The organism is Pseudomonas sp. zfem005 (assembly GCF_032621735.1).
GTDB lineage: Bacteria > Pseudomonadota > Gammaproteobacteria > Pseudomonadales > Pseudomonadaceae > Metapseudomonas > Metapseudomonas solani.
Genome location: NZ_JAVYJE010000018.1, coordinates 31,211 through 47,155 on the forward strand (window position 1 = coordinate 31,211; position 15,945 = coordinate 47,155).

The window sequence follows — 15,945 nt, forward strand, 5'->3', positions numbered from 1 at the left end:
TCCGGGCGAGTATGGAGGGCCTTTCGCGGCTCGGCAAACCGCGTGTTAGGCTTCCTGGGACATGCACATGTGGAGGGTTTGAGATGGCGAAGGTGACCTTTATCGGGCTCGGCGTAATGGGCTTTCACATGGCCGGCCACCTCGCATGCGAGGGGCACGAGGTGCGCGTCTACAACCGCTCGCCGGAGAAGGCCTCGCTCTGGTGCGACGAGTTCGGCGGCGACAGCTTCACCACGCCACGGGAAGCGGCGCAGGGTTCCGACCTGGTGATGACCTGTGTCGGCAACGACGACGACCTGCGCGCCGTGGTACTGGGCGAGGAGGGCGCCTTCGCCGGCATGCAGCCCGGCAGCGTGCTGGTGGACCACACCACCGCCTCCGCCGAGGTGGCCCGCGAACTGGCGGCGCTGGCCGCCGAGCGCGGGCTGGGCTTTCTCGATGCGCCGGTCTCCGGCGGCCAGGCCGGGGCCGAGAGCGGCATGTTGACGGTGATGATCGGCGGCGAGCGCGAACTCTACGAGCGGGCGGCACCGGTGATCGACAGTTACGCGCGGATGACCCGGCTGATGGGCCCGGTGGGTAGCGGCCAGTTGACCAAGATGGTCAACCAGATCTGCGTCGGCGGGCTGCTCCAGGGGCTCTCCGAGGCACTGCATTTCGCCCGGCGTTCCGGGCTCGACGCCACGGCGGCCATGGAGGTGATCGGCAAGGGGGCGGCGCAGTCCTGGCAACTGGAGCACCGTCACCAGAGCATGCTCGACGGCAAGTTCGACTTCGGCTTCGCCGTGGACCTGATGCGCAAGGACTTCGCCATCGTCTTCGCCGAGGCCCAGCGCAACGGCGCGCAATTGCCGGTCACTGAGCTGGTGGATCGCTTCTACGGCGAGATCCAGGCCGAAGGCGGTGGTCGCTGGGACACCTCCAGCCTGATCACCCGCCTCGAACCCCCGAAATGAACCCTGGCGCGATCGGTCGCCATGACCGGCGCGCCACGCATCACCGGCCTCAGGCGCGGAAGATAAAGTACACCGCGCCGAGCAGGCACAGACCGGCCCAGAGGTAATCGAGCTTCAGCGGCTGCTGCATGAAGTAGACGCTGAAGGGCACGAACACCGCGAGGGTGATCACCTCCTGCATAATCTTCAGCTGGCCCACCGAGAGCGCCGTGTAGCCGATGCGGTTGGCTGGCACCTGCAGCAGGTACTCGAACAGCGCGATCCCCCAACTGATCAGGGCGGCGATGATCCAGGGCTTGGTATTCAGGGTCTTGAGGTGGCCGTACCAGGCGAACGTCATGAAGACGTTGGACAGCGTGAGCAGCAGGGCGGTCTGCAGCCAAACCGGCATGACGGTGACTCCACGATGTATGAGTGCGCGCCAGCCTAAAGGGCGGTGCAGAACAAGAAAAGGGGCGAGCGATGCGCAGGTGGGTAAAAGGGGCGGCAGCCGTGTTGCTGGTGACGGCGGCAGGCGTGGCGGGATGGCAGGGGCTGCAGGTGTGGAAACAGCGCGCCGTGCTGGCCGAACTGGTGGTGCCACCGGCCTTCGCGGTACCCCGTGATTTCGAGTTCGGCGACTACCGCCTGGCCTGGAACGGCCATGGCCTGGCGCTGAGCCCCAAGGGCAACCCCACCAAGCGACTGTGGGCCACCGAGGGTGGCTTCCTCGCCGCCGGTATCGGCGCTGCCGAGGTGGCGGAGCACCGGGGCGCGCTGTTCGTCGACGAGAACCGCGAGCTGCTGTGCCGCGAGCAAAGCCTGGACAGCTTCCAGGGCACCGGCCCGCGCCTGGTGCTGCGTGGCCACCTGCGTTGCGCCGATGGCTCCGTCAGTGGCTACGCGCTGGTGCTGGAGGCCGATGGCGGGCGCGGTGTGCGCCTGGCCGTGGCGCTGGATGACCCGCGCCTCAACCGCCTCTATCTCAACTGGCAACGGGACGCCGACGAGCGCTTCTTCGGCTTCGGCGAGCAGTTCAGCGCCTTCGACCTGGCCGGGCGCCGCGTGCCCATCCTGGTGCAGGAACAGGGCGTCGGCCGTGGCCTGCAGCCCATCACCCTGGCGGCGGACCTCAGTGCCCGTGCGGGAGGCGACTGGTGGACCAGCTACGCGCCGGTGCCCTATTACCTGACGTCGAAGCTGCGTGCCTTCTTCAGCGAATCCAGCGCCTACCAGGTGTTCGACCTGCGTGATCCGGCGCGGGTGGGCCTGGAGGTGCATCAGGGCAGCCTCACCGCGCGTCTCTACAACGGCGACAGCCCCGCCGCGTTGCTGCAGGCGCACACCTCGGTGGTGGGACGCATGGCGCCGCTGCCGGACTGGACCCAGCACGGCGCCATCCTCGGCCTGCAGGGCGGTACCGAGCGGGTGCGCGAGCTGCTGGGGCGCATCGATGCCGCCGGGGTGCCCGTCGCCGGCCTCTGGCTGCAGGACTGGGTGGGCCAGCGCAGCACCAGTTTCGGCAAGCAGCTGTGGTGGAACTGGACCCTCGATCCGCGCCACTACCCGCAATGGCAGGCCCTGAGCGCCGAGCTCAAGGCGCGCGGCATCCGCCCCCTGGCCTATGCCAACCCCTTCCTGGCGGACATCACCGAGAAGGACGGGGAGCAGCGCAATCTGTTCCGTGAGGCCCGCGAACGTGGCTTCCTCATGCGGGGCGCCGACGGCAAGCCGCTGGACCTGCTTAACACCAGTTTCAGCGCTGGTTTGGTGGACCTGAGCAACCCCGAGGCGCGCCGCTGGCTGAAGGTCGTGTTGCGCGAAGAGATGCTCGGCCAGGGCTTCTCCGGCTGGATGGCCGATTTCGGCGAGGCGCTGCCCTTCGAGGCGCACCCGGCCTCGGGTGAAGACGCGGCTCTGCTGCACAACCGCTTCCCCGAAGAATGGGCGCGGCTCAACCGCGAGCTGCTGGAGGAGGCAGGCGGGGAAGGGGAGCTGCTGTTCTTCACCCGCTCCGGCTACAGCCGCAGCCCGGGGCTGACCACCAGCATGTGGCTGGGCGACCAGCTAGTGACCTGGGATGCCCAGGACGGCCTGCACAGCGCATTGCTGGGGCTGCTCTCCGGTGGGCTCTCGGGCTTCACCCTCAATCACGCCGACACCGGCGGCTACACCACCATCAGCAACCCGCTGAAGGACTACCACCGCAGCGAGGAGCTGTTGCAGCGCTGGGCGGAGTTTTCCGCCTTCACCAGCCTGCTGCGCACCCACGAGGGCAATCGTCCGGCGGACAACCACCAGGTCTACGACTCGCCGGCCAGCCTGGCGCACTTCGCCCGTTGCGCCCAGCTGTTCGCCGCGCTGGCACCTTATCGCCGCACGCTGATGGACGAGGCGGCGCGTACCGGGCTGCCACTGGTGCGCCCGCTCTGGCTGCACTACCCCGATGACCCCGCGAGCCTGGAGGCCGTGCCGCGCAGCTTCCTGCTGGGTGACCAACTGCTGGTGGCACCGGTGCTGGAGCCGGGTGTCGACAGCCTGGAGGTGGCGCTGCCGGCGGGGGAGTGGGTGCACCTCTGGTCGCAGGAGCACTACCAGGCAGCTCCCGGCACCCGCGTACGCGTGGCGGCGCCCATCGGCCAGCCGGCGGTGTTCTACCCGCTGGGCTCGGCGGTGGGCGAGGCCCTGCACAAGGCGCTGGCGCAGCGAGGCGTCAGCGGTTCCTGAAGGCCAAAGGGGGGGCGGTGACCTGGGGGGCATGGCGCGGCTGATCGGCTGACTGGGGGATATCCCATTTCCCCGGGGCCGCGAGTAGAATCCGCGCCCTACGTCGGCCACAGCGTTGCAGAGGGGCCCCTGATCATGATTTGTCGTGCAGGTTGTGGCGCCTGTTGCATCGCGCCATCCATCAGTTCACCCATCCCCGGCATGCCCAAGGGCAAGGCGGCGGGGGAGCGCTGCATCCATCTCTCCGTCGAGCATCTCTGCTCGATATTCGGCCAACCGGAGCGGCCGAAGGTCTGTGCCGACTTCGATGCCGATCTTTTTGTCTGTGGCGACAGCCGGGAAGAGGCGATACGTTTGCTGGGCTGGTTGGAACAAGAGACGGCCGTGGCGGTCAGTCAATCTATCCAGTAGCTGTCCTGATGGACGACGGCTGGTCATCATAAGAAGGAGAACAAAGATGGTTTCGCTGCAACGAATGGCTGTGATCTGCGGCTTTAGCGCCACTGCGCTGCTGGCCTCGACTGCCCATGCCGAGGACTGGAAGCTGGCCAAGGACGAGGACGGCATCAAGGTATACCTGAGCGAGGTTGCCGGCTCCAAGTACAAGGCCTATCGCGGGGTCGCCACCCTGAAAACCGACGTCACCACCCTGCGCAAGCTGCAGGAGGACGTTTCCGGCTCCTGCGCCTGGATTCACGAGTGCGAGCAGCAGAAGCTGCTGAAGTCGGAAGGCGCCGACAGCTGGACCTATACCCGCTTCAACACCCCCTGGCCCGTTACCCCGCGTGACTCGGTCATCCATGCCACCACCACCGAAGGCGCCGACGGCAGCCTGACCCGCACCCTCAAGGGCGAGCCCAAGTACGTGCCGGAAGAGAAAGGCTTCGTGCGTGTGGCCGCCGTGGATGGTGTATGGAAGTTCGTGCCCAAGGGTCCGGGCGAAGTCGAGGTGACCTACCAGGTGCACACCGAGCCGGGCGGCAGCGTGCCCTCCTGGCTGGCCAACAGCTTCGTGGTCGACGCGCCGTTCAATACGCTCAGCCACCTGCGCGAGCGCGCCGAGAAGAAGTGATCGGCCGCTGACACGAAAAGGCCCCGCGATGCGGGGCCTTTTCATTGGTGCAACCTGCCCGGATTGGCGGGCCGAGCGCGTGGTTTTCGTAGGTTGGCCCCGAGCACCGCGAGGCCAACGCATCCTGGGTTGTAGCCCTCAAGATCCCCCGTGTCCGCCGTCAGTGCTGCCGACGTACCCTTCGCCCATGAAAAAGCCCCGCAGATGCGGGGCTTCTCCTGGAGCGGGACGTCTTACTTGCGCTTGTCGAGCGAGACGTAGTCGCGCTGCTCGTAGCCGGTGTACAGCTGGCGCGGACGGCCGATCTTGTACGGGCTGGAGAGCATTTCCTTCCAGTGGGAGATCCAGCCGACGGTACGCGCCAGGGCGAAGATCACGGTGAACATGCTGGTCGGAATGCCGATCGCCTTGAGGATGATCCCCGAGTAGAAGTCGACGTTCGGGTACAGGTTGCGTTCCTTGAAGTACGGATCGGTCAGGGCGATCTCTTCGAGACGCATGGCCAGTTCCAGCTGCGGATCGTTCTTGATCCCCAGTTCCTTCAGGACTTCGTCGCAGGTCTGCTTCATCACGGTGGCGCGCGGGTCGCGGTTCTTGTACACGCGATGGCCGAAGCCCATGAGCTTGAACGGGTCGTTCTTGTCCTTGGCCTTGGCGATGAACTTGTCGATGTTCGAGACATCGCCGATTTCATCGAGCATGGTCAGTACCGCTTCGTTGGCGCCGCCGTGTGCCGGGCCCCACAGGGCGGCGATGCCGGCTGCGATGCAGGCGAACGGGTTGGCACCGGACGAACCGGCCAGGCGAACGGTGGAGGTGGAGGCGTTCTGCTCGTGGTCCGCATGCAGGATGAAGATGCGATCCATGGCCTTGGCCAGTACCGGGCTGATCGGTTTGATCTCGCACGGGGTGTTGAACATCATGTGCAGGAAGTTTTCCGCGTAGTTCAGGTCGTTACGCGGATACATCATCGGCTGGCCCATGGAGTACTTGTAGACCATAGCGGCGATGGTGGGCATCTTGGCGACCAGGCGGATCGCGGAGATTTCGCGATGGTGCGGGTCGTTGATGTCCAGGGAGTCGTGGTAGAAGGCGGAGAGGGCGCCGACTACGCCGCACATGATCGCCATCGGATGGGCGTCGCGGCGGAAGCCGTTGAAGAAGCTCTTCAACTGCTCGTGAACCATGGTGTGGTTCTTGACGGTGCCAACGAACTTGGCCTTTTCCTCTGCGCTCGGCAGTTCGCCGTTCAGCAGCAGATAGCAGGTTTCCAGGTAGTCGGATTCTTCTGCCAGTTGCTCGATGGGGTAGCCGCGGTGAAGCAGTACACCCTTGTCGCCGTCGATGTAGGTGATCTTCGACTCGCAAGAGGCGGTAGACATAAAGCCAGGATCAAAGGTGAAGCGACCCGTGGAGGTCAGGCCCCGCACATCGATTACATCGGGACCTACGGTACCGGACAGAACGGGCAGCTCGACGGGGGCAATGCCCTCGATGATCAACTGCGCTTTTTTGTCAGCCATAGCGGCCTCCTATTTATGCTTGAAATCATCAGACAGCCCCCCACGCAGGGCCCGCACCACTATAGTGAGATAAATGCGAATGTCAATTTGAAGAAACCCATATGGCAGAGGGGTTTGCGGGGTGTTTTTCGCGGAAAAAGGGCGCTATTTACGCCTTTTATATAAGGAGCGCAATCCGCTCTTAGGGGGAGGCCTTTCCGTTGTCATTAGTCAGCTAACTGTCTATACTCAGCGCCCGACCGCCAGGGGCCTTGAAGCCCGTATTCTGGTGGTCGGCACTCCTTTGGTGAGGGGTACCTGACCAGTGCACTTCCCGACAACTTGCCCTGATTGTTAGGGGCCTCAGTGTGAAAAAAACAGCCGTGAATAGCCAACGACCTGTAAACCTAGATCTCAGGACCATCAAACTCCCAATCACTGCTTACACGTCCATTCTCCACCGTATCTCCGGTGTCATCCTTTTCGTCGGTATTGCTGTGCTGCTTTATGCGCTCGGCAAGTCGCTGGCATCCGAGGAAGGCTTCGGTGAGGTGAAGGCGTGCCTGACCAGTCCGCTGGCCAAGTTTGTGATTTGGGGCCTGCTGTCCGCATTGCTTTACCACCTGGTTGCCGGTGTGCGCCACCTGGTAATGGATGTGGGTGTCGGCGAGACGCTCGAGGGCGGCAAGCTGGGCTCGAAAATCGTCATCGCGATTTCCGCGGTGCTGATCGTGCTGGCGGGGGTGTGGGTATGGTAACCAATGTCACGAACTTCTCGCGTTCGGGCCTCTATGACTGGATGGCTCAGCGCGTTTCTGCAGTCGTTCTCGCGGCTTATTTCCTTTTCCTGCTGGGCTACCTCGTAGCGAATCCCGGCCTGACCTATGCTGACTGGCATGGTCTGTTCTCCCAGAACTGGATGCGCATCTTCAGCCTCCTCGGGCTGGTTGCACTCGGTGTACATGCCTGGGTTGGCATGTGGACCATCTCCACTGACTACCTGACGCCGATGGCGCTGGGCAAGTGGGCAACCGTTGTGCGTTTCCTGTTCCAGGCGGTCTGCGGCATCACCATGTTCGCGTACTTCGTCTGGGGCGTGCAGATTCTGTGGGGTATCTGATCCATGTCTAGCATTCGTACTCTTTCCTACGACGCCATCATCGTTGGTGGCGGCGGCGCCGGCATGCGTGCTGCGCTGCAACTGGCTCAAGGCGGCCACAAGACTGCCGTGGTCACCAAGGTCTTCCCGACCCGCTCGCACACCGTTTCCGCTCAGGGCGGCATCACCTGCGCCATCGCTTCGGCCGACCCGAACGACGATTGGCGCTGGCACATGTACGACACCGTCAAGGGCTCCGACTACATCGGTGACCAGGACGCTATCGAATACATGTGCTCCGTCGGCCCGGAAGCCGTGTTCGAGCTGGAGCACATGGGTCTGCCGTTCTCCCGTACCGAGCAAGGCCGCATCTACCAGCGTCCGTTCGGTGGCCAGTCCAAGGACTTCGGCAAGGGTGGCCAGGCTGCGCGTACCTGCGCTGCCGCCGACCGTACCGGTCATGCCCTGCTGCACACCCTGTACCAGGCCAACCTGAAGAACGGCACCTCGTTCCTCAACGAGTGGTACGCCGTCGACCTGGTGAAGAACCAGGATGGCGCCGTGGTCGGCATCATCGCCATCTGCATCGAGACCGGCGAGACCGTCTACATCCGCTCCAAGGCCGTTGTGCTGGCCACTGGCGGCGCTGGCCGCATCTATGCGTCCACCACCAACGCCCTGATCAACACCGGTGACGGCATCGGCATGGCCCTGCGTGCAGGCGTGCCGGTGCAAGACATCGAAATGTGGCAGTTCCACCCGACCGGTATCGCCGGTGCTGGCGTGCTGGTGACCGAGGGTTGCCGTGGCGAGGGTGGCTACCTGATCAACGCCCATGGCGAGCGCTTCATGGAGCGTTACGCTCCGAACGCCAAGGACCTGGCCGGTCGCGACGTGGTCGCCCGCTCTATGGTCAAGGAAGTACTGGCCGGCAACGGCTGTGGCCCGGACAAGGACCACGTACTGCTGAAGCTCGACCACCTGGGCGAGGAAGTGCTGCACAGCCGCCTGCCGGGTATCTGCGAACTGTCGAAGACCTTCGCCCATGTCGACCCCGTCGTCGCTCCGGTACCGGTGATCCCGACCTGCCACTACATGATGGGCGGCGTTGCCACCAACATTCATGGCCAGGCCATCACCCAGGATGCCAGCGGCAAGGACGTCATCATCGACGGCCTGTTCGCGGTCGGCGAAGTCGCCTGCGTGTCGGTACACGGTGCCAACCGCCTGGGCGGCAACTCGCTGCTCGACCTGGTGGTATTCGGTCGCGCTGCCGGTCTGCACCTGGAAAAAGCCCTCAAGGAAGGTATCGAGCACCGTGGTGCTTCGGAAACCGACCTGGAGCTGTCGCTCAAGCGCCTGTCCGGCGTCAACGAGCGCAGCAGCGGCGAAGACGTGGCTCCGCTGCGTAAAGAACTGCAGAACTGCATGCAGAACTACTTCGGTGTGTTCCGCACCGGCGAGTACATGCAGAAGGGCATCGCCCAGTTGGCCGACCTGCGCGAGCGCATCGCCAACGTCAAGATCGCTGACAAGAGCCAGGCCTTCAACACCGCGCGTATCGAAGCGCTGGAGCTGCAGAACCTGCTCGAAGTGGCCGAGGCAACTGCGATCGCAGCGGAGGTCCGCAAGGAGTCCCGTGGCGCGCATGCCCGCGAAGACTTCGAAGAGCGTGATGACGAGAACTGGCTGTGCCACACCCTGTACTACCCGGGTGAGAAGCGCGTCACCAAGCGCGACGTCAACTTCGCGCCGAAGACCGTTCCTGCGTTTGAACCCAAAGTACGTACTTATTAAGGGTGGCTGATATGTCGCAAGCCAACATTCTGAAAGTCAGCGTTTATCGCTACAACCCGGACCAGGACGCTGCGCCCTTCATGCAGGACTTCCAGGTCGACACCGGCGGCAAGGACATCATGGTCCTGGACGTGCTGGCCCTGATCAAGGAACAGGACGAGGGTTTCTCCTACCGTCGTTCCTGCCGTGAAGGCGTCTGCGGTTCCGACGGTATGAACATCAACGGCAAGAACGGCCTGGCCTGCATCACGCCGATCTCCGCTGCCGGCCTCAAGGGCGGCAAGCTGGTGATCCGCCCGCTGCCCGGCCTGCCGGTCATCCGTGACCTCGTCGTTGATATGAGCATCTTCTACAAGCAATACGAGAAGGTTAAACCCTTCCTGCAGAACGACACGCCCGCCCCGGCGATCGAGCGTCTGCAGTCGCCGGAAGAGCGCGAGAAGCTGGACGGTCTGTACGAGTGCATCCTGTGCGCCTGCTGCTCGACCTCCTGCCCGTCCTTCTGGTGGAACCCGGACAAGTTCCTCGGTCCCGCTGCGCTTCTGCAGGCCTATCGTTTCCTGGCCGACAGCCGCGACAACAAGACCGAAGAGCGTCTGGCCGCGCTGGACGATCCGTTCAGCGTGTTCCGCTGCCGCGGCATCATGAACTGCGTGAGCGTTTGCCCCAAGGGTCTGAACCCGACCAAGGCGATCGGCCACGTACGTCACATGCTGCTGCAAAGCGGTACTTGATGCGCTTCATGCTTTACCCGTAATACCTGTGGCGCCGGTTTGCTACCGGCGCAGCAGTAAACCAGGACAGCAGCTCACAAAGCGGCGGTCCTTACTTGAAAATATATAGATGACCAGCAGGGGCAACCGGGCTGGTGCCCGGACTATCTGCGGGATCCTTGGTGGCTTTACCGAGTCGCTGTGCCAGGACTATTGAAGCCACGATGCTGATTCCACGCCGGTGGTGTCCCCTTACCGAGGGTGACCAAGCATGCAAGAAAGCGTAATGCAGCGCATGTGGAACAGCGCCCACCTATCCGGTGGCAACGCTGCATATGTGGAAGAGCTCTATGAGCTTTACCTGCACGATCCCAACGCTGTGCCCGAAGAGTGGCGCACCTACTTCCAGAAGTTGCCGGCCGACGGTAACACCGCCACCGACGTATCGCATTCTACTGTTCGCGACCACTTCGTCCTGCTCGCCAAGAACCAGCGCCGCGCGCAGCCCGTATCGGCTGGCAGCGTAAGCAGCGAGCACGAGAAAAAGCAGGTCGAAGTCCTGCGTCTGATCCAGGCCTACCGCATGCGCGGCCATCAGGCGGCGACGCTCGACCCCCTCGGCCTCTGGCAGCGCAAGGTGCCGGCCGATCTGTCGATCAACCATTACGGCCTGACCGATGCTGACCTCGACACCACCTTCCGTACCGGTGAGCTTTACATCGGCAAGGAAGAGGCGACCCTGCGCGAGATCCATCAGTCGCTGCAGCAGACCTACTGCCGCACCATCGGTGCCGAGTTCACCCACATCGTCGATTCCGACCAGCGCAAGTGGTTCCAGCAGCGCCTGGAAAGCGTGCGTGGCCGCCCGGCGTTCTCCGCCGAAGTGCAGAGCCACCTGCTCGAGCGCCTGACCGCGGCCGAAGGCCTGGAAAAGTACCTGGGCACCAAGTACCCGGGCACCAAGCGTTTCGGCCTGGAAGGCGGCGAAAGCCTGATTCCGATGCTGGACGAGATCATCCAGCGTTCCGGCTCCTACGGCACCAAGGAAATCGTCATCGGCATGGCCCACCGCGGCCGCCTCAACGTACTGGTCAACACCTTCGGCAAGAACCCGCGCGACCTGTTCGACGAGTTCGAAGGCAAGAAGGTCGAAGGCCTGTCCTCCGGTGACGTGAAGTACCACCAGGGCTTCTCCTCCAACGTCATGACCGCGGGTGGTGAAGTCCACCTGGCGCTCGCGTTCAACCCGTCCCACCTGGAGATCGTCTCCCCGGTGGTCGAGGGGTCCGTGCGTGCCCGTCAGGATCGCCGCCAGGACAAGGCCGGCGACAAGGTGCTGCCGATCTCCATCCACGGCGACGCCGCCTTCGCGGGCCAGGGCGTGGTCATGGAAACCTTCCAGATGTCGCAGACCCGCGGCTACCGCACCGGCGGTACCGTACACATCGTCATCAACAACCAGGTCGGTTTCACCACCAGCCGTCAGGACGACTCGCGCTCCACCGAGTACGCCACCGACGTCGCGAAGATGATCCAGGCGCCGATCTTCCACGTGAACGGCGACGACCCGGAAGCCGTGCTCTTCGTCACCCAGCTGGCCGTCGACTACCGCATGCAGTTCAAGCGTGACGTGGTCATCGACCTGGTCTGCTACCGCCGTCGCGGCCACAACGAGGCCGACGAGCCGAGCGGCACCCAGCCGCTGATGTACCAGCAGATCGCCAAGCAGCGCACCACTCGCGAGCTCTATGCCGATGCCCTGATCCAATCCAGCGTGCTGGACGACGATCGCGTGCAGGCCAAGATCGACGAGTACCGCACCGCCCTGGACAACGGTCAGCACGTGGTCAAGAGCCTGGTCAAGGAGCCCAACAAGGAGCTCTTCGTCGACTGGCGTCCCTACCTGGGCCACACCTGGACCGCTCGCCACGACACCCGTTTCGAGCTCAAGACCCTGCAGGAACTCTCCGCCAAGCTGCTGGAGATCCCGGAAGGCTTCGTCGTCCAGCGTCAGGTCTCGAAGATCCTCGAAGACCGCCAGAAGATGGGCGCCGGCGGCCTGCCGATCAACTGGGGCTACGCCGAAACCATGGCCTACGCCACCTTGCTGTTCGAAGGCCACCCGGTTCGCATCACCGGCCAGGACGTGGGTCGCGGCACCTTCTCGCACCGCCATGCGGCGCTGCACAACCAGAAGGACGCCGGTACCTACCTGCCCCTGCAGAACCTGTTCGACAACCAGCCGAGCTTCGAGCTTTACGACTCCTACCTCTCCGAGGAAGCCGTACTGGCATTCGAATACGGCTACTCCACCACCACGCCCAACGCGCTGGTGATCTGGGAAGCCCAGTTCGGTGACTTCGCCAACGGCGCCCAGGTGGTGATCGACCAGTTCATCACCAGTGGCGAGCACAAGTGGGGTCGTCTCTGCGGCCTGACCATGCTGCTGCCGCACGGCTACGAAGGGCAGGGCCCGGAGCACTCCTCCGCGCGCCTGGAGCGTTACCTGCAGCTGTGCGCCGAGCACAACATCCAGGTGTGCATGCCGACCACCCCGGCGCAGATCTACCATCTGCTGCGTCGCCAGGTGATCCGCCCGCTGCGCAAGCCGTTGGTCGTATTGACGCCCAAGTCCCTGCTGCGCCACAAGCTCGCCATCTCGACCCTGGAAGATCTGGCCGAAGGCTCGTTCCAGACCGTGATCAACGAGATCGACTCGATCGATCCGAAGAAAGTCGAGCGTCTGGTGCTGTGCAGCGGCAAGGTCTACTACGACCTGCTGGAAAAACGTCGTGCCGAAGGCCGTGAAGACATCGCCATCGTGCGTATCGAGCAGCTGTACCCGTTCCCGGAAGACGACCTGGCCGAAGTTCTTGCCCAGTACAAGAACCTCAAGCACATCGTCTGGTGCCAGGAAGAGCCGATGAACCAGGGCGCCTGGTACTGCAGCCAGCATCACATGCGTCGTGTCGCGGCAGCCCACAACAAAGGCCTGTTCCTCGAGTACGCCGGGCGTGACGCCTCGGCCTCTCCGGCCTGCGGCTATGCCTCGATGCACGCCGAGCAGCAGGAAAAACTGCTGCAAGATGCCTTTACTGTTTAACGCCTTCGTGCAGAAGAAACCGAATTAGATAGGAACCCATACAAATGGCTATCGAGATCAAAGCCCCTACATTCCCGGAATCGGTTGCCGACGGCACCGTGGCCACCTGGCACAAGAAGCCGGGCGAGGCCGTCAAGCGTGACGAGCTGATCGTCGACATCGAGACCGACAAGGTAGTGCTTGAAGTACTGGCCGAAGCCGACGGCGTGCTGGCTGAAATCGTCAAGAACGAGGGCGACACCGTCCTCAGCGGCGAACTGCTGGGCAAACTGACCGAAGGTGGCGCCGCCAGCGCTGCTCCTGCCGCCGCTGCAGCCCCGGCTGCCGCTGCCCAGGCCGCCGCTCCGGCTGCTGCTGCTGGTGGTGACGACGCCATCCTCTCCCCGGCCGCTCGCAAGCTGGCCGAAGAGAACGGCATCGACCCGAACAGCATCGCCGGCACCGGCAAAGGCGGTCGCGTGACCAAGGAAGACGTGGTAGCTGCCGTCGAAGCGAAGAAATCCGCTCCGGCCGCCGCCCCGGCTGCCAAGGCTGCTGCTCCGGCCGCCGAGGCCCCGGTCTTCGCCGCGGGTGACCGCGTCGAGAAGCGCGTCCCGATGACCCGCCTGCGTGCCAAGGTCGCCGAGCGCCTGGTCGAAGCACAGTCCACCATGGCCATGCTGACCACCTTCAACGAAGTCGACATGACCGAAGTCATGGCCCTGCGTTCGAAGTACAAGGACCTGTTCGAGAAGACCCACAACGGCGTGCGCCTGGGCTTCATGTCCTTCTTCGTCAAGGCGTCCGTCGAGGCGCTGAAGCGCTTCCCGGCCGTCAACGCCTCGATCGACGGCAACGACATCGTCTACCACGGCTACCAGGACATCGGCGTAGCCGTTTCCAGCGACCGTGGCCTGGTGGTTCCGGTCCTGCGCAACGCCGAGCTGATGAGCCTGGCCGAAGTCGAGAACGGCATCGCCACCTTCGGCAAGAAGGCCCGTGACGGCAAGCTGTCCATCGACGAGATGACCGGTGGCACCTTCACCATCACCAACGGCGGCACCTTCGGTTCGATGATGTCGACCCCGATCGTCAACCCGCCGCAGGCCGCCATCCTCGGCATGCACAACATCATCCAGCGTCCCATGGCCATCAATGGCCAAGTGGTCATCCGCCCGATGATGTACCTGGCTCTGTCCTACGATCACCGTCTGATCGATGGCAAGGAAGCCGTCAGCTTCCTGGTGACCATCAAGAACCTGCTGGAAGATCCGGCTCGTCTGCTGCTGGACATCTAAATCAGTTGCAAGCCACACGCCGCAAGCTGCAGAACATCGCAGCCCGGCCTGTGGCTTGCCGCTTGAAGCTCGAGGCTTAGGAGAACGTTATGACCCAGAAATTCGACGTGGTAGTGATTGGTGCGGGCCCCGGCGGTTACGTTGCGGCCATCAAGGCGGCCCAGCTCGGCCTGAAAACCGCCTGCATCGAGAAATACCAGGACAAGGACGGCAAGATCGCCCTGGGCGGTACCTGCCTGAACGTCGGCTGCATTCCGTCGAAGGCGCTGCTGGACAGCTCCTACAAGTACCACGAGGCCGTCGATGGCTTCAAAATCCACGGCATCGAAGCCAAGGGCGTCAGCATCGACGTACCGGCCATGGTCGCCCGCAAGAACGGCATCGTTAAGAACCTGACCGGCGGTGTAAGCACCCTGTTCAAGGCCAACGGCGTCACCCTGCTGGAAGGCCACGGCAAGCTGCTGGCCAACAAGCAGGTCGAAGTCACCGGTTCCGACGGCAAGACCCAGATCGTCCAGGCCGAGAACGTGATCCTCGCGTCCGGCTCGCGTCCGGTCGACATCCCGCCGGCCCCGGTCGACCAGGACGTCATCGTCGACTCCACCGGTGCCCTGGACTTCCAGGCCGTACCGAAGAAGCTGGGCGTCATCGGCGCTGGCGTGATCGGTCTCGAGCTGGGTTCCGTCTGGGCCCGCCTGGGCGCCGAAGTCACCGTGCTCGAAGCCCTGGACAAGTTCCTGCCGGCCGCTGACGAGCAGATCGCCAAGGAAGCCCTGAAGGTCCTGACCAAGCAAGGCCTGAAGATCCGCCTGGGCGCTCGCGTCACCGGTTCCGAAGTGAAGAAGAAGCAGGTCACCGTCAGTTTCACCGACGCCGAAGGCGAGCAGAAGCAGGTGTTCGACAAGCTGATCGTTGCCGTTGGCCGTCGTCCGGTCACCACCGAGCTGCTGGCTGCCGACAGCGGTGTCACCCTCGACGAGCGTGGCTACATCTATGTCGACGACCACTGCAAGACCAGCGTTCCGGGCGTCTTCGCCATCGGTGACGTGGTCCGTGGCGCCATGCTGGCTCACAAGGCGTCGGAAGAGGGCATCATGGTCGCCGAGCGTATCGCCGGCCACAAAGCCCAGATGAACTACGACCTGATCCCGTCGGTGATCTACACCCACCCGGAAATCGCGTGGGTCGGCAAGACCGAGCAGTCCCTGAAGGCCGAAGGCGTCGAAATCAACGTCGGTACCTTCCCCTTCGCGGCCAGCGGCCGTGCCATGGCTGCCAACGACACCACCGGCCTGGTCAAGGTCATCGCCGATGCCAAGACCGACCGCGTCCTGGGCGTCCACGTGATCGGCCCAAGCGCTGCGGAACTGGTCCAGCAGGGCGCCATCGGCATGGAATTCGGCACCAGCGCCGAAGACCTGGGCATGATGGTCTTCTCGCACCCGACCCTGTCCGAAGCGCTGCACGAAGCGGCCCTGGCCGTCAACGGCCACGCGATCCATATCGCCAACCGCAAGAAGCGTTGAGAAATCAGCCGGTGATGCCGCGCCTGTGCGTGGCATCTCCAGCGGATTCCTGAAAGAAGAACCACGGCGGGCTACCCGTCGTGAGTCCCCAGGGGCTCACCGCGGAAAGCCCGCCGGACTGCCTTTAAGCAGTCACAGGTGGCGCGGCACCACGAATGCAGCGCCGAATGGGCAATACCCAAACGAAGACGGTA

13 protein-coding genes are annotated in these 15,945 nt (G+C 63.8%); 11 read left to right on the top strand and 2 right to left on the bottom strand.

The window, feature by feature from the left end; all coding sequences use genetic code 11:
* Nucleotides 1-11: 11 nt before the first annotated feature.
* Complete coding sequence (locus RTW82_RS29685) at nt 12-956, top strand: NAD(P)-dependent oxidoreductase (protein WP_410478876.1); 945 nt, start codon at nt 12-14, stop codon at nt 954-956.
* A gap of 49 nt (nt 957-1,005) precedes the next feature.
* Here RTW82_RS29685 and RTW82_RS29690 read toward each other — a convergent pair whose 3' ends face one another.
* A complete protein-coding gene (locus RTW82_RS29690; protein WP_043247147.1) occupies nt 1,006-1,347 on the bottom strand; it encodes a DMT family protein in 342 nt (113 codons plus the stop codon).
* A 71-nt stretch (nt 1,348-1,418) separates the two neighbouring features.
* Here RTW82_RS29690 and RTW82_RS29695 point away from each other — a divergent pair, with 71 nt between their 5' ends.
* The 3 genes from RTW82_RS29695 (at nt 1,419) to RTW82_RS29705 (ending at nt 4,734) form a co-directional block, all read left to right on the top strand.
* Entirely contained in the window at nt 1,419-3,662 is a 2,244-nt protein-coding gene (locus RTW82_RS29695; protein WP_316927337.1) for an alpha-glucosidase, read from the top strand.
* Between the two features lie 135 nt (nt 3,663-3,797).
* Nucleotides 3,798-4,073, top strand: a complete 276-nt coding sequence (locus tag RTW82_RS29700; protein ID WP_043245692.1) for a YkgJ family cysteine cluster protein — start codon at nt 3,798-3,800, stop codon at nt 4,071-4,073.
* Nucleotides 4,074-4,119: 46 nt separating this feature from the next.
* A complete protein-coding gene (locus tag RTW82_RS29705) occupies nt 4,120-4,734 on the top strand; it encodes an START domain-containing protein (protein WP_043245665.1) in 615 nt (204 codons plus the stop codon).
* Between the two features lie 233 nt (nt 4,735-4,967).
* Here the strand turns inward: RTW82_RS29705 and gltA are convergent, their stop codons facing one another.
* A complete protein-coding gene (gene gltA, locus RTW82_RS29710; RefSeq protein WP_021216845.1) occupies nt 4,968-6,257 on the bottom strand; it encodes a citrate synthase in 1,290 nt (429 codons plus the stop codon).
* Between the two features lie 362 nt (nt 6,258-6,619).
* Here gltA and sdhC point away from each other — a divergent pair, with 362 nt between their 5' ends.
* From sdhC to lpdA, 7 genes are all read left to right on the top strand, one after another.
* Nucleotides 6,620-6,994, top strand: a complete 375-nt coding sequence (gene sdhC / locus RTW82_RS29715; RefSeq protein WP_081711608.1) for a succinate dehydrogenase, cytochrome b556 subunit — start codon at nt 6,620-6,622, stop codon at nt 6,992-6,994.
* Nucleotides 6,988-7,356, top strand: a complete 369-nt coding sequence (sdhD, locus tag RTW82_RS29720) for a succinate dehydrogenase, hydrophobic membrane anchor protein (RefSeq protein WP_021216847.1) — start codon at nt 6,988-6,990, stop codon at nt 7,354-7,356. Before sdhC ends, sdhD begins: the two co-directional genes overlap by 7 nt.
* A 3-nt stretch (nt 7,357-7,359) precedes the next feature.
* Nucleotides 7,360-9,132 (top strand): succinate dehydrogenase flavoprotein subunit, encoded by a 1,773-nt coding sequence (sdhA, locus tag RTW82_RS29725; protein ID WP_316927338.1) that lies wholly within the window; start codon nt 7,360-7,362, stop codon nt 9,130-9,132.
* A gap of 26 nt (nt 9,133-9,158) precedes the next feature.
* Nucleotides 9,159-9,866, top strand: a complete 708-nt coding sequence (locus tag RTW82_RS29730; protein ID WP_031286833.1) for a succinate dehydrogenase iron-sulfur subunit — start codon at nt 9,159-9,161, stop codon at nt 9,864-9,866.
* A gap of 250 nt (nt 9,867-10,116) precedes the next feature.
* Complete coding sequence (locus tag RTW82_RS29735) at nt 10,117-12,948, top strand: 2-oxoglutarate dehydrogenase E1 component (RefSeq protein WP_184490804.1); 2,832 nt, start codon at nt 10,117-10,119, stop codon at nt 12,946-12,948.
* Nucleotides 12,949-12,992: 44 nt separating this feature from the next.
* Nucleotides 12,993-14,225 (top strand): 2-oxoglutarate dehydrogenase complex dihydrolipoyllysine-residue succinyltransferase, encoded by a 1,233-nt coding sequence (gene odhB / locus RTW82_RS29740; RefSeq protein ID WP_316927339.1) that lies wholly within the window; start codon nt 12,993-12,995, stop codon nt 14,223-14,225.
* An 89-nt stretch (nt 14,226-14,314) separates the two neighbouring features.
* Nucleotides 14,315-15,751 carry a dihydrolipoyl dehydrogenase gene (gene lpdA / locus RTW82_RS29745; protein ID WP_021216852.1) on the top strand — a complete coding sequence of 479 codons (1,437 nt, stop codon included), beginning with the start codon at nt 14,315-14,317 and terminating at the stop codon, nt 15,749-15,751.
* The last annotated feature ends 194 nt before the right edge of the window (nt 15,752-15,945 follow it).